This window comes from Bifidobacterium panos, from assembly GCF_012932445.1.
Classification (GTDB): Bacteria; Actinomycetota; Actinomycetes; order Actinomycetales; family Bifidobacteriaceae; genus Bifidobacterium; species Bifidobacterium panos.
Window position 1 is genome coordinate 1 of sequence record NZ_JAAIIJ010000018.1, and the last position, 23,835, is coordinate 23,835.

The 23,835-nt window shown below is 62.0% G+C and carries 26 protein-coding genes and 1 tRNA gene; 3 read left to right on the top strand and 24 right to left on the bottom strand.

Features of this window, described 5'->3' with window-relative positions; genetic code table 11:
* The first annotated feature begins 633 nt into the window (after window positions 1-633).
* Together G1C94_RS04710 and radA are read left to right on the top strand one after the other, a co-directional pair.
* Window positions 634-819: a hypothetical protein gene (locus tag G1C94_RS04710; protein WP_172145341.1), complete on the top strand. Its 186-nt coding sequence runs from the start codon at window positions 634-636 to the stop codon at window positions 817-819.
* A 162-nt stretch (window positions 820-981) separates the two neighbouring features.
* Complete coding sequence (gene radA, locus G1C94_RS04715) at window positions 982-2,412, top strand: DNA repair protein RadA (RefSeq protein ID WP_172145343.1); 1,431 nt, start codon at window positions 982-984, stop codon at window positions 2,410-2,412.
* Window positions 2,413-2,425: 13 nt separating this feature from the next.
* On the opposite strand, the gene ribF is transcribed toward radA, so the two are convergent.
* From ribF to nusA, 5 genes are all read right to left on the bottom strand, one after another.
* Complete coding sequence (ribF, locus tag G1C94_RS04720; protein ID WP_172145345.1) at window positions 2,426-3,607, bottom strand: bifunctional riboflavin kinase/FMN adenylyltransferase; 1,182 nt, start codon at window positions 3,605-3,607, stop codon at window positions 2,426-2,428.
* A gap of 69 nt (window positions 3,608-3,676) precedes the next feature.
* Window positions 3,677-4,780 carry a tRNA pseudouridine(55) synthase TruB gene (gene truB, locus G1C94_RS04725; protein ID WP_172145347.1) on the bottom strand — a complete coding sequence of 368 codons (1,104 nt, stop codon included), beginning with the start codon at window positions 4,778-4,780 and terminating at the stop codon, window positions 3,677-3,679.
* Window positions 4,767-5,240: a 30S ribosome-binding factor RbfA gene (gene rbfA / locus G1C94_RS04730; RefSeq protein WP_172145350.1), complete on the bottom strand. Its 474-nt coding sequence runs from the start codon at window positions 5,238-5,240 to the stop codon at window positions 4,767-4,769. The genes truB and rbfA overlap by 14 nt, the downstream gene beginning before the upstream one ends.
* A gap of 6 nt (window positions 5,241-5,246) precedes the next feature.
* A complete protein-coding gene (gene infB, locus G1C94_RS04735; protein WP_172145352.1) occupies window positions 5,247-7,958 on the bottom strand; it encodes a translation initiation factor IF-2 in 2,712 nt (903 codons plus the stop codon).
* Between the two features lie 159 nt (window positions 7,959-8,117).
* Complete coding sequence (gene nusA / locus G1C94_RS04740; protein ID WP_172145355.1) at window positions 8,118-9,149, bottom strand: transcription termination factor NusA; 1,032 nt, start codon at window positions 9,147-9,149, stop codon at window positions 8,118-8,120.
* A gap of 71 nt (window positions 9,150-9,220) precedes the next feature.
* Between nusA and G1C94_RS04745 the strand changes: the two genes are divergently transcribed.
* Window positions 9,221-10,045: a hypothetical protein gene (locus G1C94_RS04745; RefSeq protein ID WP_172145358.1), complete on the top strand. Its 825-nt coding sequence runs from the start codon at window positions 9,221-9,223 to the stop codon at window positions 10,043-10,045.
* A 20-nt stretch (window positions 10,046-10,065) separates the two neighbouring features.
* Here G1C94_RS04745 and G1C94_RS04750 read toward each other — a convergent pair whose 3' ends face one another.
* The 19 genes from G1C94_RS04750 to rplR form a co-directional block, all read right to left on the bottom strand.
* Window positions 10,066-10,482: a type II toxin-antitoxin system HicB family antitoxin gene (locus G1C94_RS04750; RefSeq protein ID WP_172145361.1), complete on the bottom strand. Its 417-nt coding sequence runs from the start codon at window positions 10,480-10,482 to the stop codon at window positions 10,066-10,068.
* The gene (locus tag G1C94_RS04755) at window positions 10,479-10,676 is read right to left on the bottom strand and encodes a type II toxin-antitoxin system HicA family toxin (protein WP_172145370.1); all 198 of its coding nucleotides are present in this window, start codon (window positions 10,674-10,676) and stop codon (window positions 10,479-10,481) included. The genes G1C94_RS04750 and G1C94_RS04755 overlap by 4 nt, the downstream gene beginning before the upstream one ends.
* A gap of 216 nt (window positions 10,677-10,892) precedes the next feature.
* Window positions 10,893-10,978 (bottom strand) — tRNA-Ser (locus tag G1C94_RS04760).
* 139 nt (window positions 10,979-11,117) lie between these two features.
* Window positions 11,118-11,918, bottom strand: a complete 801-nt coding sequence (locus G1C94_RS04765) for a transglutaminase family protein (protein ID WP_172145373.1) — start codon at window positions 11,916-11,918, stop codon at window positions 11,118-11,120.
* Window positions 11,919-11,976: 58 nt separating this feature from the next.
* Complete coding sequence (locus tag G1C94_RS04770; RefSeq protein ID WP_172145626.1) at window positions 11,977-14,184, bottom strand: circularly permuted type 2 ATP-grasp protein; 2,208 nt, start codon at window positions 14,182-14,184, stop codon at window positions 11,977-11,979.
* A gap of 202 nt (window positions 14,185-14,386) precedes the next feature.
* A complete protein-coding gene (locus tag G1C94_RS04775) occupies window positions 14,387-15,409 on the bottom strand; it encodes a tRNA pseudouridine synthase A (RefSeq protein WP_253902318.1) in 1,023 nt (340 codons plus the stop codon).
* A gap of 404 nt (window positions 15,410-15,813) precedes the next feature.
* Window positions 15,814-15,966 carry a hypothetical protein gene (locus G1C94_RS04780; RefSeq protein WP_172145379.1) on the bottom strand — a complete coding sequence of 51 codons (153 nt, stop codon included), beginning with the start codon at window positions 15,964-15,966 and terminating at the stop codon, window positions 15,814-15,816.
* A gap of 655 nt (window positions 15,967-16,621) precedes the next feature.
* Window positions 16,622-17,227, bottom strand: a complete 606-nt coding sequence (rplQ, locus tag G1C94_RS04785) for a 50S ribosomal protein L17 (protein ID WP_172145382.1) — start codon at window positions 17,225-17,227, stop codon at window positions 16,622-16,624.
* 86 nt (window positions 17,228-17,313) lie between these two features.
* Window positions 17,314-18,312, bottom strand: a complete 999-nt coding sequence (locus G1C94_RS04790; RefSeq protein ID WP_172145385.1) for a DNA-directed RNA polymerase subunit alpha — start codon at window positions 18,310-18,312, stop codon at window positions 17,314-17,316.
* Between the two features lie 82 nt (window positions 18,313-18,394).
* Window positions 18,395-18,793, bottom strand: coding sequence for a 30S ribosomal protein S11 (rpsK, locus tag G1C94_RS04795; protein ID WP_024464353.1), 399 nt, complete (start codon window positions 18,791-18,793; stop codon window positions 18,395-18,397).
* Between the two features lie 85 nt (window positions 18,794-18,878).
* Window positions 18,879-19,256 carry a 30S ribosomal protein S13 gene (gene rpsM, locus G1C94_RS04800; RefSeq protein WP_172145388.1) on the bottom strand — a complete coding sequence of 126 codons (378 nt, stop codon included), beginning with the start codon at window positions 19,254-19,256 and terminating at the stop codon, window positions 18,879-18,881.
* A 146-nt stretch (window positions 19,257-19,402) separates the two neighbouring features.
* The gene (rpmJ, locus tag G1C94_RS04805) at window positions 19,403-19,516 is read right to left on the bottom strand and encodes a 50S ribosomal protein L36 (RefSeq protein ID WP_003814578.1); all 114 of its coding nucleotides are present in this window, start codon (window positions 19,514-19,516) and stop codon (window positions 19,403-19,405) included.
* A 20-nt stretch (window positions 19,517-19,536) separates the two neighbouring features.
* Window positions 19,537-19,755: a translation initiation factor IF-1 gene (infA, locus tag G1C94_RS04810; RefSeq protein ID WP_172145391.1), complete on the bottom strand. Its 219-nt coding sequence runs from the start codon at window positions 19,753-19,755 to the stop codon at window positions 19,537-19,539.
* Window positions 19,756-19,898: 143 nt separating this feature from the next.
* Window positions 19,899-20,465: an adenylate kinase gene (locus G1C94_RS04815; protein ID WP_172145394.1), complete on the bottom strand. Its 567-nt coding sequence runs from the start codon at window positions 20,463-20,465 to the stop codon at window positions 19,899-19,901.
* 84 nt (window positions 20,466-20,549) lie between these two features.
* Window positions 20,550-21,887, bottom strand: coding sequence for a preprotein translocase subunit SecY (secY, locus tag G1C94_RS04820; protein WP_172145397.1), 1,338 nt, complete (start codon window positions 21,885-21,887; stop codon window positions 20,550-20,552).
* Between the two features lie 189 nt (window positions 21,888-22,076).
* Entirely contained in the window at window positions 22,077-22,529 is a 453-nt protein-coding gene (rplO, locus tag G1C94_RS04825) for a 50S ribosomal protein L15 (protein WP_172145400.1), read from the bottom strand.
* A 2-nt stretch (window positions 22,530-22,531) separates the two neighbouring features.
* Window positions 22,532-22,726: a 50S ribosomal protein L30 gene (rpmD, locus tag G1C94_RS04830; RefSeq protein WP_172145403.1), complete on the bottom strand. Its 195-nt coding sequence runs from the start codon at window positions 22,724-22,726 to the stop codon at window positions 22,532-22,534.
* A 2-nt stretch (window positions 22,727-22,728) separates the two neighbouring features.
* Complete coding sequence (gene rpsE / locus G1C94_RS04835) at window positions 22,729-23,466, bottom strand: 30S ribosomal protein S5 (protein ID WP_172145406.1); 738 nt, start codon at window positions 23,464-23,466, stop codon at window positions 22,729-22,731.
* Window positions 23,463-23,834 (bottom strand): 50S ribosomal protein L18, encoded by a 372-nt coding sequence (rplR, locus tag G1C94_RS04840; protein ID WP_172145408.1) that lies wholly within the window; start codon window positions 23,832-23,834, stop codon window positions 23,463-23,465. Before rplR ends, rpsE begins: the two co-directional genes overlap by 4 nt.
* Window position 23,835 lies beyond the last annotated feature (1 nt).

Consider the following 23,835-nt stretch of genomic DNA (forward strand, 5'->3'; position numbering starts at 1 on the left):
ATAGCCCTGAAAGCTACCCCCCCCCGCGACAGCGAGATCGCAAAACTCACGTCCCAGCAATCGACATAAACCCCCGAAAACCACCAGTCCCGCCAAAAACCAAACCCCAGAAAAAAGACACGCCACAAAAAGGAACAAGCCCACCCGAATCCCTCGACGTGACGGAGAAGGCGAGGGACGGATCAGCCTAGGGCTCCCGCTGGCGGGAGCTGTCGCGCGTCTGCGCGACTGAGGGTGGTCAAACCAGACACGTGCCCGGTGAAACCACCCTCAGACCTCGCATACGCTCGGCCAGCCCCCGCCAGCGGGGGCCCAAGGCGTGCTGAACCGGCTACGCCAAGATGCCCCTAGGCGGATGTTGCCGTGTGAGACGTAAGACTTGGCCTACCGGCCCGGAGGGTGTCGAACACGGCAACATCCGCCGCCAAACACCGGAGCCGATCAAGCAACACGAAAACTGAACGGAACCCACTAAGAACGAAACAACGAGCACTGCAACCCGAGACAAACTGAGAACGATAGCAGTAGCACTGCGACTCAAGACAGACCGAGAACGATAGCAACGCACACTGTGACTCAGACACGCAGGAAACGAGTTCGCCGCGTCGGCATGGGTCTACAGAGGACACGGGAATGATCTATTACCGCAAAATGACGCCGTCCGTTGATATCGACACGAACAGCCCACTGGGCTGTTCGTCCGGGGTGTCGAACACGGCAACATCCGCCGCCAAACACCGCAATAGCCAAACAACACACAAACCTGACGAACAAACCGAAAACGATAGCAATAAGCACTGCGACCCGCAGGCAAACTAAGAACGAAAACGATGGGCACTGCGACTTGAAGCAGACCGAGAACGATAGCAACGCACACTGAGAACAGACGGCTTTTCTGGCAATTCCCAATTTAACGAATGTCGCACTTGCAAATAGACAACGAGACGCCAAGATGGTACTTCCTCGGGTTAGGCTGGAGGCATGGCAGCAAAAGCAAGCGTGCAATATCTGTGTTCCGAATGCGGCTGGAGCGGGGCGAAGTGGATGGGGCGCTGCCCCGAATGCGGGCAATGGGGCACCGTCGAGGAGTTCCACGAGGCACGGCCCGCGGCGCGATCGCGCACCACCATCATAGCCGAGCCGGGGCGCACCTCACGCACGCGAGCCGGAACCGTCGCAGCAGCCACGGCCATCACCCAAGTCGGCACCGAAACAGTGAAGCGCATTCCCACCGGATTCTCGGAGTTCGACCGCGTGCTCGGCGGCGGCATCGTGCCCGGTTCGGTGGTGCTGCTGGCCGGCGAACCCGGTATCGGCAAGTCTACGCTGCTGCTGGAGACCGCGGGCAATGTGGCTCGCGCGCACAACAGTGGCACCGAAAGCACCGTGCTGTATATCTCCGGCGAGGAATCACAGGCGCAGGTGCGCCTTCGCGCCACGCGCATCAACGCGGTGGAGGATAACCTTCTGCTCGCCGCCACCACCGATCTGTCGTGCGTGCTGGGGTTGATTGAGCAATATAAGCCTACACTGGCCATCGTCGATTCGGCGCAGACCATCGTTTCGCAGGATGTCGACGGCATTTCGGGCGGCTCCACGCAGGTGCGCGAGGTGGCGAGCGCTTTGATCGACACCGCGAAAACGCTGGATGTGCCGGTGCTGCTCGTCGGGCATGTGACGAAGGACGGTTCGATTGCCGGCCCGCGCACGTTGGAGCATCTGGTGGACGTGGTTTGCCAGTTCGAGGGCGACAACGAAACCGCGTTGCGCATGTTGCGCGCGGTGAAAAACCGCTTTGGACCCACTGATGAAGTGGGTTGCTTTGATATGAGCGGCGAGGGCATCGAAGAGGTGCGCGACCCGGCTGGGCTGTTCCTTTCGGGCGGCGAGGGTGGGGCCGCCGCGCCCGTTGAGGGCACGTGCGTGACGTTCACGTTGGATGGGCACCGCTCGCTGCCCATCGAGGTGCAGGCGCTGGTCACCGATTCGGTGCTGCCCGCCCCGCGCCGTGCGGTCAATGGGGTGGATGCCAATCGCATCGCCATGCTCGCCGCCGTGCTGTATCGCCACGGCCGGCTGAATCTGTTGGGCAACGATCTGTATATTTCCACTATTGCGGGCGGTCAGGCCAAGGAGCCGGGTTGCGATCTGGCGATTGTGGCGGCGTTGGCGAGCGCGGCGAAGCATACGGCGATCGCCCGCACCACCTGCGCCATCGGGGAGATTTCGCTCACCGGGCAGGTGCGGCCGGTGCCGCGTTTGGAATACCGCCTGCGCGAGGCGGCCAGGCTTGGCTTCACGGTGGCCGTGGTGCCGCCCATGCGCAAGCGCGCGGATGTGGCCGGATTGCGGATTGTTGAAGTCGCACACTTGCGCGATGCGTTGGGCGCGTTGGGCGCGTTGGGGTTGTGAGTCCCAGACGATATCAGGCCGTCAGGCGCTTGGTTTCCTCGACGTTGCGCTTGAGTTCGGCGGTGAGTTCGTCCGGGCCGTCGAAGCGGACTTGCGGGCGCAGGAATCCGGCGAACTCGACGCGCACGGTGTGCCCGTAAAGTTCCAGCCAGTCTTCGGTGATGCAATACGCCTCCACCACCCGCTCGTGAAGCCCGGTCGTCTTGCTGAAGGTCGGCTTGGTGCCGATGGAGATGGCGGCTGGCCATCTGGGAGCATCTTGCGTCGTATTCCGCCCCGCTGATTCACTTTCGGCCACACCCATATCCGCCACACCCATATCGACCAGCCAACCGGCATATACGCCGTCCACCGGCAGATAGCCAGTCACCTGATCGCCGAGATTCGCCGTCGGGAAGCCGATGGATCGCCCGCGCTCCTCACCATGCACCACTTCACCCGTCACCGCATGACAGTGACCCAGAATCGCATTGGCCTCGCGGACGCGCCCATGAGCGAGCAGATAGCGCACATTGCTCGAACTCCAGGCGCGAGTGGCCTTGGCTTGGTGCTTCTTGCTCCACGCACGCCGCTCGGCTTTGCTGGCATCGGCCAACGGGTCGGCAGGTTCGCCCGGCGCATCGGGAGCCTCAGGCGTCCAATCGCGCGGAATGCGCACTTCGCCCGGGCCGCGGTCGTCCACCACGTCCAGCTCGAACACGCCGGTGGCCGCGGCCAAGTTGGCAATGGCCTTGATGTCGCCCTTGCGGCCCTCGCCCATCGCGGCGTCGGATCCCAGCACCAGCGTGCGCATGCCGAGTTTGCCGGTGAGCTGACCGAGAAAGAAAATATAGGATTTCGAGGCGAACGCCAGCGTGTAATGCACCACATACACCTGCTCGACGCCGAGTTCCTCCAGGCGGTTGAGCCGCTCGTCAACGCCGGTCAATGCGTCGGTGTCGATGGGGTTGTTGGTGTCGGAGCCGGTGTCGGAGCCACCGCTTGCATGCACGAACGCCGGGCGCGGGTCGAACAGAATCACCGCCGAGCCGACATCGTGCCGGTGCGCCAGCTCGACCACGCGGCGCACCACCGCCTGATGCCCCAAATGCATGCCGTCGAACGCACCCAAGGTGACCACCACGCGGCGGTCGTTATCAGCGCTGGGCCAATCGACATCGCCATTGTCGTCGGGGGTCAGGGTGGTGATGTTCATGTGCGTTGTTCCTCGTGTGTTGTCGGGTTCGGCCGCGTCCACTTTACCAGCGCGCGGCAACGCCCCGGGCTATATGGCCGGGAATACCGTGACGGGTTTGGCTTGGTGCGCGTTGGCGGCGGTGACGATGGCCACCACGTCGGCGGGCGCATCGGCTTCGGCCGGCACATACGCCACCGCGTCGCGTTCGAGCGTGCGCCCGATGCGCCTTCCGAAGCGCAGTTCGGCAGCCTCGTCGGCGCTGATGGGCATCGTGGGCATGGAACCTTGCGCGGCCTCGAGCATGCTCAGGGCGTGGGCACGCAGCCATTCGCCGCGCGCGGCACCGGTTTCGCCGGGTATGTCCAATATCGCGCGATTGCGGATGATGATTTCGCCCTGGCGGTTGGTGAAGGTCTTCGCTTCGGTATGCGCGGTGACGATATGCGTCTGGCCATTACGCGCAACCGCGAGCCCGCTGGCATCGTCGGGCAGGGCGAAACGCCCCACGCGAGTGCGGCGCAAGCGGGTCAGGTAGCCGCCGACCCCAAGCGCGGCGCCGAGATCACGCGCCAACGCGCGAATGTATGTGCCGGACGAACAACTCACGCGCACATCGATGTCGACGACGGGCACCAGTTCACCTGCCAGCGCGACTTGGCTCAATGCGCTGGCGGGTTCGTCCATATTCGCCCAGCCGCGGCGCGCCGCCAATACCGTGAACTCGTCAATGGTGACGGGTCGGGCTTTCAGCTCGACGTCCTTGCCGTCGCGCGCGAGGTCGTAGGCGCGTTGGCCGTTGATTTTGATGGCCGAAAAGCTGTTGGGCACTTGTTCGATATGGCCCAGGAAGCGCTCGGCAATAGTGGATTCGATGCGCCCTTCGGTTAAGCTCTCGACGCTCGCGCCGCCGCGCTTGCATCGCTCGGCTTCCGCGTCGTCGGTGTCGGTGGTCAAGCCCAGTCGAATCGTGGCCTCATAGGTTTTGCTGTGCTCGACGATGGCGTTGAGCAGGCGCGTGGCGTGGCCGAAGCCGACGACCAGCAAGCCGGTGGCCATCGGGTCGAGCGTGCCGGCGTGCCCCACTTTCTTGATGCGCAACGCGCCGCGCACCGCCGCGACCACGTCGAAACTGGTCACGCCTCGCGGTTTGTCCACCAGCAACAGGCCGGATGACAATTCAGTATTCGCCATTGCCCTCGTCGCCGGTCTGCTCGTCGGCATCATCGTGCCTGTATGGGTCGACATCGCCCGCATATTGCGCGCTGGCACGGGTTTTGGCGAGTTCGGCGTCACGCTTCTTCGCCACGGCGAGAATATCTTCGATCTCGTGAGCCTCGCCGGGCACTTCGTCGAACACGAACTGCAGCTGCGGGGTCAAGCGCAGACCGGCCTTCGCGCCCACCAGCGAGCGCAACCGGCCCTTCGCTTGGTCAAGCGCCTGTTGGGCGCGTTTGCGTTCGCCGTCCTCACGACCCTCATGGCCAAGTTGCGTCCAATACACCTTGGCGATCTGCAGGTCGTTCGTCACGCGCACTTCGGTGATGGTGATATTCGCCAGTCGCTTGTCATGCAACTGCGCTTCCATCGAAGAGGCGATAACTCGCTGGATCAAAGCCGCGATACGCGCGGCGCGCGGGTTGGTTCCTGCCATGAGCGACTACTTGCGTTCGATTTCGCGCATCTCGAAGGTCTCGATGATGTCGCCGAGCTCGATGTCGTTGAAGGTGCCGAGGTTGATGCCGGCCTCGTAGCCCTCCTTGACGGACTGCACGTCGTCCTTGAAACGACGCAGCGAGGAAATCTCCAGGTCGTTGACCGTGGCCACGCCGTTGCGCAGAATGCGGCACTTCGTACCGCGCTTGACCTCGCCGTCCTGCACCATGACGCCGGCGATATTGCCGAACTTGGAGGAACGGAAGATTTCGCGGATCTCGGAGTGGGAGGTGGTGACCTCTTCGTATTCCGGCTTGAGCATGCCCTTCAGGGAGGCCTCGATGTCTTCGATGGCCTTGTAGATGATCGAATAGTACTTGATCTCCACGCCCTCGCGGTCGGCCAGATCGGCGACCTGACGATTCGGACGCACGTTGAAGCCGATAATGACGGCCTTGTCGACCGTGGCGAGGTTGACGTCGTTCTGGGTGATCGCGCCCACGCCGCGGTGAATGACCTGGATGCCGACCTCGTCGGACACCTCGATCTTCATCAACGAATCCTCCAACGCCTCGACGGAACCGGAGGAATCGCCCTTGATAACGATGTTGAGCATGTCCACCTCGGACTTGGCGAACTGCTCCTTGAGGCTTTCCAGCGAGACGATCTTGCGGCGCTTGGCAAGCTGGGCGGCGCGCTCGGTGGCCTGGCGCTTGCCGGCGATCTGGCGCGCGGCGCGGTCGTCGCCAGCCACGAGGAACAAGTCGCCTGCGGTGGGCACGGAGGTCAGGCCGAGCACCTGCACCGGGCTGGAAGGGGTGGCTTCCTTCATCGGCTTGCCGTTTTCGTCGAGCATGGCGCGCACGCGGCCATAAGAGGTGCCGGCCACAATCGCGTCGCCCACATGCAGGGTGCCGGACTGCACCAGCACACTCGCCACGGCACCGCGTCCCTTGTCGAGACGGGCTTCGATGGTGGCACCACGCGCATCCATATCGGGGTTGGCGCGCAAGTCCAGTTCGGCGTCGGCCGTCAGCAGCACGGCTTCGAGCAGCTTGTTGACATTGGTGCCCTGCTTGGCGGAGATGTCGACGAACATCGTGTCGCCGCCGTAGTCCTCAGGCACAAGACCGAACTCGGTGAGCTGGCCGCGCACCTTGTCGGGGTTGGCGCCTTCCTTATCGATCTTGTTGACGGCCACGACGATCGGCACATGAGCCGCCTGCGCGTGGTTGATGGCCTCGACCGTCTGCGGCATCACGCCGTCATCGGCGGCGACCACCAGAATCGCCACGTCCGTCAGCTCCGCGCCACGGGCACGCATGGCGGTGAACGCCTCGTGACCAGGGGTGTCGAGGAACGTGATCTTGCGCTGCTCACCCTCGAGATCGACCGACACCTGATAAGCACCGATGCGCTGGGTGATGCCGCCGGCCTCGCCTTCGATGACGTTGCTGCGGCGGATGGTGTCGAGCAATCTGGTCTTGCCGTGATCGACGTGACCCATGACGGTGACCACCGGGGGACGGGGCTTCAAATCCTTGTCGTCCTGCAGTTCCTCTTCGTCCAGATTGATGTCGAACTGCTGCAGCAGCTCCTTGTCTTCCTCTTCGGCGGACACGAGCTTGATGTCCCAGCCGATTTCCTCGCCGAGGATCTGGAAGGTGGTTTCATCCAACGACTGCGTGGCCGTGGCCATCTCGCCCAGATGGAACATCACGGTGACCAGCGCGGCCGGATTGACGTTGATCTTCTCCGCCAAGTCGGCAAGGCTTGCGCCCTGACGCAGACGAATCACCTGGCCGTCGCCGCGCGGAATGCGCACGCCGCCGATGGTCGGTGCTTTGATCTCCTCATATTCGCGGCGTTTCGCCAGCCTGTTCTTACGCGCCTTCGAGGACTTGCCGCCCTGACGACCAAACGCGCCTGCGGCACCGCCGCGACCACGACCGCCGCCACGCGCGGGGCCGCTGCTCGGCATATTGTTCTGGAAGCCGCCGCCCTGCTGGCCGCCGCCACCGTGGAAACCGCCGCGCGAGCCGCCGCCTTGGCCGCCGGAACGGCCTTGGCCCCACTGGTTGCCACCTTGGCGCCCACCTTGCGCACCCTGCGCGGGACGACCGCCGCGGAATCCACCGCGCGAGCCCCCTCGTGCACCGCCGCGCGAGCCACCGCGACCGCCTTCGTTGTTGCCCGCGTTCGGACGCGCCATCGGGTGCGGGCGCGGAATGTCACCCGGCGTGGGTGCGCGCATGCCCTGTTTGCGGCTGAACGGATTGTTGCCCGGACGGGGGCCGGAAGTGTGCGGACGCTGCGGGACCGGGGCCGGCGCGGCAGGGGACGGGGTCGCCTTGTCGCCGTGATGTGCTTTCGAAGTCTTGGGTGCCGCCGGCGCTTTCGCAGTTGTTGCGGAGGCAGGCTTGGCAACGGGCTTGGCGGCTGGCTTGGGAGCCGCGATTTCGGAGGCGGGTTTAGCGGCAGATTTGGCAGTCGCAGTCGCGGCGGCGGGTTTGGCGGACTTGGCGGCAGGCTTATGAGCCGGCGCTTCCTGACCACCCTTCGGTGCCAAAGCGGCCTTCAACTTACGTGCGACAGGGGGTTCCACAGTGGAGGATGCGGATTTGACGAATTCCCCCATTTCCTTGAGCTTCTCCAGCACGGCTTTGCTGTCGAGGCCAACCTCTTTGGCAATTTCATATACGCGTGGTTTCGCCACTACTCGTTCTCCTATCCGTGACCACGCGCCCGCGCAGTCAATGCTCGATAATGGTGAGCCTGTTCATCGTGCGACCATAATCGTGTGTGTCCTCATCATTATTCGGCCAGACGTTCCTTACCCCCGGCATACCGACCCCAGCATACTCAAGCCGCTGGATTACTCTCCGGCCTGCTCGCTCAGCTTCTTGGCGTGAGCCTCGGTGGATTCGATGCCGATCTTCCAGCCGGTGAGCTTGGCGGCCAAACGCGCGTTCTGCCCCTCCTTGCCGATGGCCAACGACAGCTGATCATCGTGGATAAAGGCGACGGCGGTCTTGTTCTTCTCGCTGATCACCTGCACATCGGTGGCAATAGCCGGCGAAAGCGCGGAAGCCACGAACTTGGCCGGATCATCCGAATAATCGACAATATCGATCTTCTCCTGACCGAGGTTCTCCATCACGGCACGCACACGCGCGCCCCCGGGGCCAATCAACGCACCTTTGGGATTGACACCTTCCGTATTGGCCCTGACGGCAATCTTCGTGCGGGCACCCGCCTCGCGGGCAATCGCCATAATCGAAACGGCACCCGACACCAGCTCCGGCACCTCACGCTCGAACAGGCGACGCACCAGCTCCGGGTGCGAACGCGACACAGTGATTTCCGCCCCCTTGAGGCCGCGACCCACATTGACGACATACACACGCAGACGTTCGCCATGGCGGTAATGCTCACCGGGCACCTGCTCACGGCGCGGCAGAATAGCCTCAACATCGCCCACCGCGACATGCACATTGGAGGAATCCTTGGCGTCCTGCTGCACCACGCCGGTGACAAGCTTGCCCTTCTGCCCGCTGAACGCGCCAAACACCTTGTCGTCCTCGGCACGGCGGAACAGCATTGTGATCACCTGACGCGCGGTGGCCGCGGCCAGACGCCCGAAATCCTTCGGAGTATCGTCATATTCCTCGCCCAACGTGGGGGCGGGATGCGGGTTGTCTTCGGTGGGCGTGCCGGGAATCTCATCGGCGGCCCACACCGTGAAGGAGCCGGCGCGCTCGTCAAGTTCGACGCGCGCATGCTTGGCGGCATGCGGAGTCTTCAGATAGGCGAGGCGCAGCGCCTCGGCAAGTGCAGCATCAAGCGTTTCGGCGTCGATCCCCTGCTCCGCCGCAAGCTTGTGCATTCCCGTCAGGTCCAGTTCCATACCTCGAAGACCTCCCTTTAAATTATTGGCCGCGCTCATATGGTCATAGTCAGTGTCTACTCTACTGTTTTATGCAGACACTTCGGGACGGTTCGGCCTTCGGCGCAAGAGCACTTGCGGCGGCTGCCATCTGCGCGATTACGTTGCCTTTGGGCGGTTGCGCGATGCCCCAACTCGAAGCGCAAGTGGATGAGGCTGCGCGCGCCGGCACTTGCGAAAGCTCCTACCAATCCGCAACGAGCAGCAGCGACACATATCGTTCCGGCGGGCCGCTGATAATTCGATATCTGGCCGCGCGCGCCGCCGCCGAGTCGTGGACCTCCGTCGCCGTTTCCTGCCCCACGCGCCTGACTGAGGGCATCGTGCACGCCGCGCAAGCCTCATACGCAAGCGAGCGACTGGCGGGCCGGCTGGGATTGGAGGCCGGCGCGCCCGAAACCGTGGATTTCAGCGAAGTCGCGCAGATCAATATGGACGCCAGCGCGCTGTCGAGTATTGTGCTGGCGGAGGATCGCGCCGGTTTCTGCATGGAGGTGCTGGCCGCGCGCGAAACGCCGAACGCCACGCTGTCCATTGCGGACAACCATAAAACCGTGGCGCAACGCCTGTTCTCCCTTTCCGGCGCCGACAGCGACCCGCGTCAGAAAGTGTATGCGGTCGATCAGTTGCTCGCCCATCCCGATGCCATCGACGACCCGGCCACCGGGCTGACCGCCCCGATCGCGGCGGCGGTAGAGATGAACTGCGCGCGCTCTTGGCTCGACGCGCTGGCGCAAACCGAAACGCTTTCCCGCCCCTCGAAGGAATGGATGGCGAGCGCCGCCGTCAGCCGCCTCTGGCGCGCATTCGATTTCGGCTATCCCTCACTCGACGCGGCTCTGCTGCGCTTGCAATAAACGAGCGGTGCCAGTGGTCGTCACGCGGTGGCGGGCTGGCGTTGGTACATGGCTTCGAGCGCGTCGCGCAGTGTGCCGCTGTAATTGACGCCCGCTTTTTCGGCCCATGTGTCGAGCCACGCGGGGATGGTGACGTTCTTGCGCACGGCCTTGTTGCCGTATTTGGCGGCGTAGGCGTCCATGTCGAGGGCGACGGTGCTGACCATGGCCGTCGTTTCCTCGGGGTGGATGTCGGCGGGGTTGCTGGCCTTGGGCGCGGGGCGTCCGGCTTCGAGTTCGGTGAGCACCCAGCCGCTGGCGGCGTCTTCGGCCATGAACAGGGCCTCGGCGAGCGTGTCACCGCCGGTGACGCAGCCGGGCAAGTCGGGCACTTCGACGGTGTAGCCGGATTCCGGCGCTTCCCACGGTATAAGGATGATGGGGTATGCGAGTTTCATTTCGTTCTCCTTTCGTCGATACCGGCCTGTTTCCATATCGATCTGACGATGTTGGGATTGATATCGCCGCCGTGTTTGGGAATGGTGACCTTGCCACGTTTCGTCGGGTGGGCATATTGGCGGTGGCTACCCTTTTGGGCGACGAGCCGCCATCCGTCCGCAAGTACCCTCTTCTCAACTTCTTTGAATCTCACATCCTCACAATACGCATTATACGTACCGTTTGTCAAGTCGCATGGTGCCTCCCAGCGCCGCGGGTTCGCCCAGGTTGAACCTGTACCGGTCCTTTGAGACCGACACGGGGGGCTAATATCTGGCCACGCCAAGTCAACCCTCCGCAAAACCCAGTGATTGCAAGGGGTTGGGGTAAAAGAGAAGGGCTTATCGAGGATTCTCAATAAGCCCTGGGGCGGATGAGGCGAGATTCGAACTCGCGGAGGGGTTCGCCCTCACACGCTTTCGAGGCGTGCTCCTTAGACCGCTCGGACACTCATCCATGTTGCCTGTTTGCAAGCAACTTGTCCATTATGTCACAGATTCGCCATCCGGCAAGTCGCTGCGGTGTCGCGCGGTTCGGCGCAACAGGACTGGGCCGTCATCGAAGCGGCGCCAAGCCGACAAAACCGCCTAATAGCCTATAGCTCCTGCTCGTGCACGGACGCATTAACCCACTGGTGCTGCTGAACGTCATTGCCCGAGAAGATGCCGATGTCGAGCATGCAGTCGCGGTAATCGCGCCCGTGGGCGATGGTGATGTAACTGTCGTCAACCATGCGATTATGCGTGGGATCAAGGCCGATCCAACGGCCGTCATGGTAGATCTCCGCCCAAGCGTGCGTAGCCCCCTCGCCACCGAGCAGACCGGCGATATAACGGGCGGTAAGACCCACATGCCGGCAGACGGACAGCATCACATGCGCATAATCCTGACACACACCCTTGCGCTGGGAAAGCGCCTGTTCGGCGGTGGTGCGGATGGTGGTGGAGCCGGGCGTGTAGACGAAGGCGTGGAACACCTCGTCCATCACCTCGCGGGCGCGGTCGATCGGCGTGGCCTCGGCCGGCAACGCCCCCACGCGCTCGCGGCACACGCGAATCAACGCCTCGACACTCGGCCCCGGAATGGTGAGCGCCGAATCGAAACGATAGAGCGGTTTGTGGATTTCCGGCTTGATGTGCTCGTTGTCGACGAACGCGATGCCGGTGACCTTATAGTTGAACACCTCGTGCGGCTCGGGAATATAACCCGTCTTGACCAGGGAACCAAACGAATCGACGGTGGTTTCCAGCTCCACCGCCGGCTCCACCGTTATCTTGGCATCAACGACCTGCTGACGCGCCCCGGTGACGGGAATGCAGCGCAACTGAAAACGGTGCTCTGTGACGGGCGAGCTGAAGCTGAGCTTCATCTCATAGTCAAACACCAGCTTCTTCATGGAACAAGCTCCTGACAAACGGTCAAAACTAAGCTCTAACGATACCAGCCGATGTGACTCACGGCCGATGCGCGTCCATATTCATCGAACTCAGCGCACCCGAATCCCTGTTGTCGCCGCCGATGGCGCGGCTGGTGAAGTCGTCGAGGAACGCCTTGAGTTTGTCGGTGATTTCCAGGTAACCGCGTTGCGGCAACTGCCCGAGCAGCCAATCGATACCGCTCGCGAAGCATTGCGGCAGCGGCAGGCCGTCGAGCAGATGCGCGTAGGTTTCGAGCTTGTCCAGCGGCGCGTCCATCTGCTCAAGCGGCAGATGAAAACGAGTGTACAAATCGATGCGCTCGATGTATTTGCCGATGAAAATGAACGCCTTCAGCTGCTGGCTGACCACCGAATTCTCGATGCCACCCCAGAAGGCGAGCATGTTGTCAGCCACATCACGCTGGGCGTAAATGTCTTCGGCGTTGGCGGAACGCTCGGCGGCGTCGGTGATGTTCGTCATCGCGAGCTCCACATATTGCAGCAGGCGGGAGCTGAGTTCGGGGCGCAGAATCACCGCATTGTTGAAGGCCGCGACGATGGCGCTGCGCACGGAATCGGGATTGTCGCCATCGTAGAGGAACGAATGGATGAACGCATCGAAATCCTCGAAGTCCTCGGGCAGATCGAGCGCACGCGCGAACGGGCGGAAAGCGTTGGGGTTTTCGTCCATCACGCGATCGTAGAAGGGGAAGAACTGCACCAGCGTGGTGAAGGCGCGCTCGGTGTATCGGCCGAGCCAATACAGGTTATCGGCTTTGGAAGCGGTGACCAGCTGCAACGCATGTTTGCGGATGCGGGGCATGCGGGGCGCGAGGGGCGCGAGGGACGCGAGGTTGACGGATTCGAGTTCCTCGTCATGCCGCGCGGTCGACTGTTCGTCCGGCGCCAACACCCAAGTGTCCTTGAACCCGCCTCCCTGCGACGAGTTGACGATCATCTGGCCGGGCACCGACGAGTAGCGAGTCAACCCCGAATACCACACGTGCGTGTTCTGCCCGGTGATAACGAAAGCGCGCAGATCCGCCTTGCGCGGGCTCATCGCGTCGGTTTGCGGGTCGACCACATCGAGGTCCTTGAATTGGATGATCTCCTGGGCGATGAAGCGGCGCGGCTCGGCGGCGATGCGCTCGGACAGCTCCCTGCGGGCGGCGGTGTCCAGGTCTCGGCCGAACACCACCCCGTAGCCTCCCGCCTCGGCCACGTCCTTGATCACGAGTTCGCCGAGACGCGAGAGCACCTCCTTGCGGTCCTGCTCGAACATGGGCATATATGTGGGTGCGTTGTGCAGCAGCGGTTCCTCGCCGAGATAATACTTGATCATCTGCGGCACGAAATAATAGATGGCCTTATCGTCGGCGGCACCGTTGCCAGGCGCGTTGACGATGGCCACATTGCCGGCGCGATAGGCGGACAGCAACCCGGGCACGCCGATCACGGAGTCCGGATTGAACGCGAACGGGTCGAGATAATCGTCGGACAGGCGGCGATACACCACGCCCACGCGATGGCGGTTGCCGGCGTAATCAAGGAAGAACAGCTTGTTCTCCACCACTTCCAGGTCTTCCGGAAACGCAAGGGTGGCACCGGTTTTCTCGGCCAAATAGGCATGCTCGAAAAACGCGGAATTGTAACGCCCCGGAGCCAGCACCACGGCAATGCCCTCGGTGGAGACGAAATCCATGGCCTTGCGCAGCAGGCGCGGGTAGTCGCGGTTGTCGCGCACACGCACCTCGCGGAACAGCCGCGGATTGGTGCGGCGCTCGATATCGCGCGCGAACAGCGGGTAGCTCGCGCCGGAGGGAATGCGCAGATTGTCTTCCAGCACCCACCAGCGCCCGTCTTCGCCCTGCACGAGATCCTCACCGGCGATGTGCGCGAACACGCCGCCGGGCGGGGTGACGCCGTTGACTTGCGGGTAGTAGCCGGCCGAGGTGTAGACGAACTCCTCGGGCACGATGCCATCGTGGATGATGCGCTTGTCGGAGTAGATGTCTTTGAGATAGGCGTTCAGCGCGTTGACGCGTTGCTTCAGTCCGGCCTCAAGGTGATCGAACTCATCAGATTCGATGATGCGCGGCAGAGGATCGTAGGGGAACAGGCGGTCGTGATATTCGCCATTCTTGTACACTCCGAAACGCACGCCGTTGCGGCTCAGTTCGCGATTGATGCCCTCGCGCCGCTCCACCAGTTCCGCAGCCAACCTGCGCGCCGCCGATTCGATCATCGCAAACACCGCTTCCTTTCAAACCGCTGTCAATCCGGCGCGAACCGCAAGTGTTGCGTTTGGGGTGCGCGCCCATCGATATGTGTCGATTTATGTCGCTATATATCGATTTATGTGGATATGTGTCGATATGTCGACATGTCGCACTCTAGGAGCGAGCCGTTACTGCTCATCGTTTGAATTGTTACGGTCGTATCACCGCTTACGACAGCGTGCGTACGGCGCGGATGGATTGGGCGCGGGAGGCCAGCTGGCTGTCGGGCGGATAAGCCACGTGCTCAAGCGTCAGACCTTGCGGTGCAATCGGGCCGGTGCTGCCTTCGCGCTCGGGGACTTCCATCTTGCCCGCGAACCAGTCAAGGTCCCGCTTACCCACACCGATTTGCACACAGGCGTTGACCAGCGAACGCACCATATTGCGGGCGAAGGCGTCGGCCACGATGGTGAAGCATACCAGCCCCGATTCGAGCGCGGGCACGACGTATGATTGCGTTGTTGCTTCTGTCGACTCCGGCGATTCTGTCGGTTCCGCCGCTGCCTTTGTCTTTGCTTTTGTCTTTGTCTTTGCTTTTGCCTTTGCCGCAACCCGTCCGGCTTGTGGGGCGATTCCGGCGCACAGGGGCGTCGACGGGACCCGCTCCCAATAGGCCCGTTTCACCTCGCGAATCGTGGTGCCGCCCGGGTTCGGAGTGGCGAAGGAGCCGAAATCATGCAGACCGATCGTCATAGCGGCGGCCTGATTCATCGCGTCGATATCCAGCTCGTCATCGATATGGAGCACACAACCGCGCAGTCGCGGATCAACTCCGCTCCCCCGGTCGGCGATGCGATACACATAGGTGCGTTCCAGCGCGGAGAACCGCGCGTCGAAACCCTCCGGCGCCGCGCTGACGGAATGGATGGCAATGTCGTCCGGCACGATACGTTGCAACCGGTGTTCCAACGCCGTCACGGCCGACACCCGCATATGCCCTTTCGCGCGGCTCAACGTGCTTGCGTTGACGTCGACGTGGCACACCTGATGGCTGGCATGCACTCCGGTGTCGGTGCGTCCGGCCACCACCAGGCGAACCGGATCTTCCGAGTCGTCCGGCGGCACGCGCAATATCCGCCGTATCGCGTTCTCGACTTCCCCTTGCACGGTGCGAACGTTAGGCTGGAGGGCCCATCCATAAAATCCTTCACCGTCATAGCCCAAGTCGATTCGCAGTCTCATAACCCCCATACTACGGCCGGCGCAACAACAGCTAGGTACGCCCCGCCGTCAGCAATCACCATACTTCCGAAATTTCGAACACTGACGTCCACTCAGCGTGCGTTCTTTCACACAAATCACCCGGTTGCGGAAAACGACCAGTTTGTTAATGTTCTATTCCGCATAATCATTGAAAAATGACCGAAACGGCTTTATTTCAACAGTTTTCGGTGTTCTTGCACGACCTGTACGAGAGTGTGTGACGCGCCATGAGAAGCTATTCAAGCTGGGATAACTAAATCTGATGTGGCCGCATAGCCACGGCGTACGACACCGTATGGCCGCTCACCCTTGTCCTGTATCCAACGGAAACGCCGTCCTTGGGGACGGCGCATTCGAAAACCTGCAATCTCCCGTAATAGTCGGGAGATACGTCAAGCCACCTGCAATCGCTTTCGGCTGTCATACTTCTCCTCGACCGCTTTCACATAGTCGGCATTAAAGGAACGGGAGAGCCTGTCCCAGTATTCGCTTGCGTTCATCACGCGTTCATCACGCGGCGAATCATCACGCTTCTTTTCATCCATGACCATGTGCCTCCCTCATGCGTTCTCGCCGAACCCCGCGGAACGGGCGGCGGTCTGCCATGTGCATTCTCATTGTATACGCGACGGTGCCGCTGACACTGCGAATATTGTGAAGGTTCAAGCCCGCGCCGTCGAACTACAAGCTGACGATTACGACGGATCAGCAGAGTTCGGTTGTGAAGGCGGGGCCGGCGACCGCGGTGCGTGACGTAATCCATGCGTCGAACAACGGTTCCGGCATTTAAGGAGAACTTGGACGCGCCAACCGTGTCGAAATCGGTGACTATCGCGAACGACGGTGACACGACCTCACCTGACTTCACGCCGTCCGATTTCGGTTGGAACCTGTGGGCTGACGGTACGTACAGGTTCGACATTCACGCTCCCAGCAAAGCAAGATGGCCGAAGCGGTGGACACGGCGGGCGAAGACCCCTCGGAAGCATTCAACTAGACCATAACTAGACCTGCGTTATGCTGAAGTTGCAAGAACCCAAGCGACAGTAGGGCTTTGGTCGTTCTGGTTATCAGATGAGGAAAATTCGTATGCTGATGATGGCTTAGTGGGGGGTGGAAGTTTGTTTGGGGGAGGGGTGAGATGGCGAGGGCCGGGAATCGTGTGGATTCCCGGCCCTTGTCTTGATTAGAGAAGAGGTGTCACTCAGCCTTGGTTTCTTCGGCTTCGTCAGCCTTGTCCTCAGACTTGCCGCCCTTGGCAGCGGACTTCTTGGTGTCCTTCTTGGCCTCGGCTTCGACCTTCTCGGCCCCGTCAGCCTTGGTTTCCTCGGCAGTGGCCTCAACCGGAGCCTCGTCCTTGACCTCGACTTCGTCCTTGGCTGCTTCCGCCTTGGCGGCGGTCTTGGTGGCCGCTTCGGCTTCCTTCACCACGGCCTTCTTCGGGCTCACCGGCTCGGTGACGAGCTCGATGATCGCGGCCGGAGCGTTGTCGCCCGTGCGGGAGGCGATCTTCACGATGCGAGTGTAGCCACCCTCGCGCTGCTCCATCTGCTCGGCAATCTGGGTGAACAGCAGGTGCACCACGGACTTGTTGCGAATCACGCGCATCACGCGACGGCGGGAGTGCAGGTCACCGCGCTTGGCGAAGGTGATCAGGCGCTCGGCCAGCGGACGAAGGCGCTTGGCCTTCGGCAGCGTGGTGGTGATGCGGCCGTTCTGGAACAGGCTGGTGGCCATGTTCGCGAGCATGAGACGCTCGTGAGCCGGGCTGGAGGCCAGACGCGGGCCCTTCTTAGGTGTAGGCATTGTTACTCCTTATTGCTTTAAAGCGCGGTTCGGGTGGGCAAGTGCCCGAACATCCGAACCGGCCAAAGCGGTTGGTCAAAGGATGGTCACTCGTCTTCCGGGGAGAAGAACGTGCCACCTTCGAGATTGTTGGGGTCGAAGCTGCCAAGCGGCGAAGCCTTCAGAGACAGACTCAGGGACTGAAGCTTCTCCTTGACCTCATCGATGGACTTCATACCGAAATTACGGATGTCGAGCAAATCCTGCTCGGTGTGGGACACCAACTCGCCGATGGTGTGGATACCCTCACGCTTGAGGCAGTTATAGCTGCGCTGCGTCAGGTTCAGATCCTCAATCGGCACGGCGTGCTCGGGGTTGGTCTCTTCCACAACGGGAGCGGAACCGACCTCGACGCCTTCGGCCTGGACATTGAGCTCACGGCACAAACCGAAGAGCTCGACCAAGGTGGAACCGGCGGAAGCCACCGCATCGCGCGGGGAGATGGCCGGCTTGGTCTCCACATCGAGAATGAGCTTGTCGAAGTCCGTGCGCTGCTCCACGCGGGTGGCCTCGACCTTGTAGCTCACCTTGAGCACCGGAGAATAGATGGAATCGACCGGAATACGACCGATTTCGTCGCCGTCCTGCTTGTTCATCGCAGCCGGCACATAGCCACGGCCACGCTCGACAGTGAACTCGATCTCAAGTTCGCCGTCTTCGGCCAGAGTGGCGATACGCATCTCGGGATTGGCGATGGTGACGCCGGCAGGCGGGGTGATGTCACCGGCGGTGGCCTCTCCCTTGCCGCTCTTGCGCAGATACATGACCACCGGCTCGTCGTATTCGCTGGTGAGGACGATGCCCTTGATGTTCAGCAGAATCTCGGTGACGTCTTCCTGGACGCCCGGCAGAGTGGTGAACTCATGCAGGGCACCGGAGACGCGCACCGACGTGACAGCAGCACCCGGAATCGAGCTCAGCAGGGTGCGACGCAGCGAGTTGCCAAGCGTGTAGCCGAACCCCGGCTCGAGCGGTTCGATGGTGAAGCGGGAGCGCTGAGGGTTCAGCGATTCCTCGGTAAGAGTCGGACGCTGTGCAATAAGCACTGTGATATCCTTTCAGCTTTCGGGCGGCGGTGCACTCGCCGACCATAAGCGGGTTGGATGAATATTGTCTGGTAAATAGTGCTCAGACGCGACGGCGCTTCGGAGGACGGACGCCGTTGTGCGCTTGCGGGGTGACATCGGTGATGGAGCCGACTTCGAGCCCTGCGGACTGCAGAGAACGGATGGCGGTTTCACGACCGGAACCCGGACCCTTCACGAACACGTCGACCTTCTTGACGCCGTGCTCCATCGCCTTGCGGGCGGCGGATTCGGCAGCCATGCCAGCGGCGTACGGCGTGGACTTACGCGAGCCCTTGAAGCCGACATCGCCACCGGAGGCCCAGGACACCACTGCGCCGGACGGATCGGTGATCGAGATGATCGTGTTGTTGAAAGTGGACTTGATGTGCGCCTGCCCGACCGGGACCGACTTGCGGTCGCGGCGACGCGGCTTGCGCGTGGCTTGCTTTTGAGCTGCCATTGACCCTCGTTTCCTAATAACGAATTTGCTTGTCGACTCACGCGATGAGGGTTAAGGCCTCGTGGCGCGGGTCTTGCCACCGGACTTACTTGGTGGCCTTCTTCTTTCCGGCGACCGTGCGCTTCGGACCCTTGCGGGTGCGCGCGTTGGTCTTGGTGCGCTGCCCGCGCACGGGAAGACCCTTGCGGTGACGCTGGCCTTGATAGCAGTTGATCTGAATCTTACGGCGGATATCAGCGTCGATTTCACGGCGCAGATCACCCTCGATCTTGTAGTTGGCTTCGAGGTAGTCACGCAGCGTGATCAGCTGCTCGTCGGTAAGATCCTTGACGCGAATGTCCGGGCTGATGCCCGTCGCAGCAAGCGTTTGCTTCGCACGAGTGCGCCCGACACCGAAAATATAAGTGAGGGCGATTTCGATGCGCTTCTCGTTGGGGATGTCGACTCCGGCAAGACGTGCCATTGCGATTCCTTCTCATGTTCCGTAGGTCTTGCACCTGCTCGCCCGGTTGCCCGGCACGGGCCTACGTGCCCGTGGTTCAACGCCTTCCTTGCAAGGCAGACGCTGTGAGAAAGTGCCTTGTTAACTTGTGCCGCTGGGAAATCTGCTCAGCCCTGGCGCTGCTTGTGGCGCGGGTTGGTGCAGATCACCATGACGCGGCCGTGACGACGAATCACGCGGCAGTTTTCGCAGATCCTCTTCACACTAGGGCTGACCTTCATGGTTTTCCTTTGCTTGTACCTTACTTATAACGGTACGTAATACGCCCGCGGGTCAGATCGTAAGGGCTCATTTCGAGCACGACGCGATCCTGCGGGAGGATGCGGATGTAATTCTTCCGCATCTTGCCGGAAATGGTGGCGAGCACGATGTGCTTGTTTTCGAGTTCGACGCGAAACATCGCGTTCGGCAGCGCTTCCACTACCCGTCCTTCGACTTCAATCACACCGTCTTTTGCCATGTGCTCCGGTTCCATCCTTAAGGTGTATTACTTGGCGTATCCGAAGACACACCAAGTTGCAAGAGTACACAAGAGGGTCCCCAAAAGCTAAGACGGCGTGTCTTAACCTTTGGGAACCCTCTTGGCTCGTATAATGTGCGCTTTCAGCGGGCGTCGAGCGCGGCGACGATGCTCTTCTGAATCTCGTCGATATCGCCGACACCATCGATGGCGACCAACTGGCCGCGGGACTTGTACGTGTCCAGCAGCGGCGCGGTTTCCTTGGCGTAGGTGGCCAGGCGCTTGGCGATGGCCTCCGGGGTGTCGTCGGTGCGGCCCTGCTCGGCGGCGCGCTTGGCGATGCGCTCCATCAGCACGTCATGGTCGGCGTCGAGTGCTACCACCGCGTCGAGCGGCGTGCCCAGTTCGGCGAGCATGGCGTCGAGCGCGGCGACCTGGGAGGCGTTGCGCGGGTAGCCATCGAGAATCCAGCCGTTCTGCGCGTCGCTTTGCGCCAATCGATCCTTGACAATCGAATTGGTCAGCTCGTCGGGCACCAGTTCGCCCTTGTCGGTGTATGCGATCACCTTCAAGCCGAGCTCGGTCTTGCCTTTGATGTTGGCACGGAAGATGTCACCGGTGGAAATGGCGGGGATGCCGTAGTGCTCGGCGAGCAGAGCGGCTTGAGTGCCTTTGCCGACGCCCTGGGGGCCCATAATCAGCAGACGCATGATGTCCTTTGTTTCTCTTTGGTAGTTGATTGGTTTATATGCCTGATTGGTTCGGCTGACGCTATCGCCGCGGTGGCGACTGCCTCACTTGCCTTCCTTGTGGTCGGTTCCCTCGAACAGGAAGCCGGCGTACTGGAACTGCTCGGTCTGGGCCTTGGCCTGACGCAGCGTGTCGAGACCGACGCCCGCGATGATCAGGATGGTGGTGCCGCCGAACGGCAGTGTGGAGTTGAGGTTCAGCGCCATGATGAGCACCGTCGGAATCAGCGCCACGAACAGCAGGTAGACCGCGCCGACTGTGTTGAGTCGGTTCATCACGTAAGTCAGGTATCGGCTGGTGGCGTTGCCCGCGCGAATGCCGGGGATGAAGCCGCCGTACTGCTTCATGTTATCGGCGGTTTCGTCCGGGTTGAACGTAATCGACGTATAGAAGAAGCAGAAGAACACGATCATCAGCGCGTACAGCGCGATGTACCACACGGAGGTGGTGTTGGCCAGATTGGAGTTGATCCACGTGACCCAGCTCTGTTCGGAGTTGCCGAACTGCGCGATCAGGGTCGGGATGGCCAGAATCGAGGACGCGAAGATGGGCGGGATAACGCCGCTCATATTGATCTTCAGCGGCAGGTAGGTGGAGGAGCCACCGTACATCTTGCGGCCGATCATGCGGCGGGTGTACTGCACCGGGATGCGGCGCTGGCACAGCTCCACGAAATCCACGAAGATGAGGATGACGACCAGGACGCTCACTACGATGGCGAACTTCTTCCAGTCGCCGTCGGTGCCGTCGCTGCCCCAACCGATCTCCCACAGCTGCGGCAGGAAGCCGGAGCAGATGGACATGAAGATCAACACGGACATGCCCTGACCGATGCCCTTGTCGGTGATCAACTCGGCCATCCACATGATCAGGCCGGTGCCGCCGGTCATAATGAGCACCATCACCACGAGGTTCCACACGGAGCCGTCCGGAATGACCTGCGAGCACTGATAGTTGAACAGCGCGCCGGAGCGGGCGGTCACGAGGATGGTGGTGGACTGCAGCACCGCCAAACCGATGGTGAGATAACGGGTGTACTGGGTGAGCTTCGTTTCGCCGGACTGGCCCTCCTTGTGCAGCGCCTCGAAGCGCGGAATCACCACGCGCAACAGCTGCACCACGATGGAGGCGGTGATGTACGGCATGACACCCAGAGCGAAAATCGACAGCTGGAGCATGGCGCCGCCCGAGAACAGGTTCACCAAGCCGACGAAGTTCTCCTGATTGCTGGACAACGTGGCCACGCATTCCTGCACGACCTTGTAGTCCACGCCCGGGGTGGGGATGAACGAACCGATCCGATAAATAATAATGATGAACAGAACGAAGAAGATCTTCTTCCTCAGTTCTTTCGTCTTCAGGGCTTGGATTAGCGTCCTCACCTTGATTCCTCCCTTAAACACCCACAGTACGCATGCGATACCATGCGCACGGACTACAAATTACACGCTAACGCACGAGCATAGCTCACAGTCTCTACTTCGCGCCACGCTCATTACGCGCTCAATATAAAACCGGCTCCCCTCGCGTATTGGAAAGGGAGCCGGTATCGAATCACCTCACCGAGAAGCTCAGTCCTCGGAGACGGAACCGCCCGCGGCCTCGATCTTGGCCTTGGCGGAAGCGGAGGCCTTCACGCCCTTGAGCGTGAACTTGGCGGTGGTCTCGCCATCGCCCAGAACCTTCACCGGGTAGCCGTCGCGGACGGCACCCTTGGCGATGAGGTCGGCCACACCCAGTTCGCCGCCCTCCGGGAAGAGCTCGGCGAGCTTGGCGATATTGATGACCTGGAACTCCGTCTTGAACGGGTTCTTGAAACCGCGCAGCTTCGGAAGGCGCATGTACAGCGGCAGCTGCCCGCCTTCGAAGCCGGCGCGCACGTGGGTGCGCTTGGTCTGGCCCTTGAAACCACGACCTGCGGTCTTGCCCTTGGAGCCTTCACCGCGGCCCACGCGGGTGCGGCTCTTCTTGGCGCCCGGGGCGGGCTTCAGATCGTGCATCTGCAAGATTTCGTTGTCTGCCATAATCAGTCAGCCTCCTCGACGGTGACCAGGTGACGCAGAACGTTGACCATACCGCGCACGGCCGGGGTGTCCTCGCGGACGACCGACTGGCCGATCTTCCTCAGACCCAAGGTCTGAGCCGTGGCGCGCTGGTTCGGCTTGCGATTCACCAGGCCGTGGTGCAGCGTAATCTTCAGCTTCTTAGCCTTGGTAGCCATGCTCACTCACCATCCTTCGCTTCGGTGGCCTTGGCCGCGGCCTCTTCGCGGGCCTTGCGGGCCTCGGCGATGCCTTCGGCGCGAGCGCGCAGCAGGGCGTCGGGGGCGACTTCCTCAAGGGAAAGGCCACGACGTGCCGCGATCTCTTCCGGCTCTTCGAGCTGCTTTAAGGCATCGACCGTCGCACGCACCATGTTGATGGCGGTGGGCGAGCCCATGGACTTGGTCAGCACGTCGGTGATGCCGGCGCACTCCATGACGGCGCGCACCGGGCCGCCGGCGATTACGCCGGTACCGGGAGCGGCGGGGCGCAGCAGCACGGTGCCCGCGGCGTCGTGACCGAGCACCGGATGGGTGACGGTGCCCTTGACGCGCGGCACGGTGAACATGTGCTTCTTGGCGTCCAGCTGACCCTTGGCGATGGCGGCGGGGACCTCACGGGACTTGCCGTAGCCGACGCCCACGGTGCCGTTGCCGTCGCCGACCACCACGAGGGCGGCAAAGCTGAACGTGCGGCCACCCTTGTGGGTCTTGGACACGCGGTTGATGGTCACGACGCGATCAAGAAGCTCGTCGCCCTTGTTCTCTTCGCGACGGTTGCGACGCTCGCCACGGCGGCCTTCGCCACGCTGGCCGCGACGGCCCCCACGACGCTCGTCGTTGGCTTTCTCTTCAGCAGGAGCAGCCTGAGTGTTCTGAGTCTCTTCAGCCACTTGAGTTTCCTTTGTTTCTTCGCTCACAGTGCCAGACCTCCCTCACGGGCGCCTTCGGCCACAGCCGCGACGCGACCGGTGTACTTGCGGCCACCACGGTCGAACACGACGGTGGAGATGCCGGCGGCCTTCGCCTTTTCGGCCACGAGCTCGCCGACCTTCTTGGCGGCCTCGACCTTGGTGCCCTTGAATCCGGAGAATTCGGCGGTCAGGGTCGAAGCGGAGGCCAGGGTCTTGCCCTGGGTGTCGTCGACGATCTGGGCCACGATGTGACGGTTGGAACGGGTGACCACCAGGCGCGGACGCTCGGCGGTGCCGCTGATGTGCTTGCGGATGCGAGCGTGACGGCGCTTGAGAGCGACCTTCTTGCCTTTTCCGAGAATAGTGACGCTCATA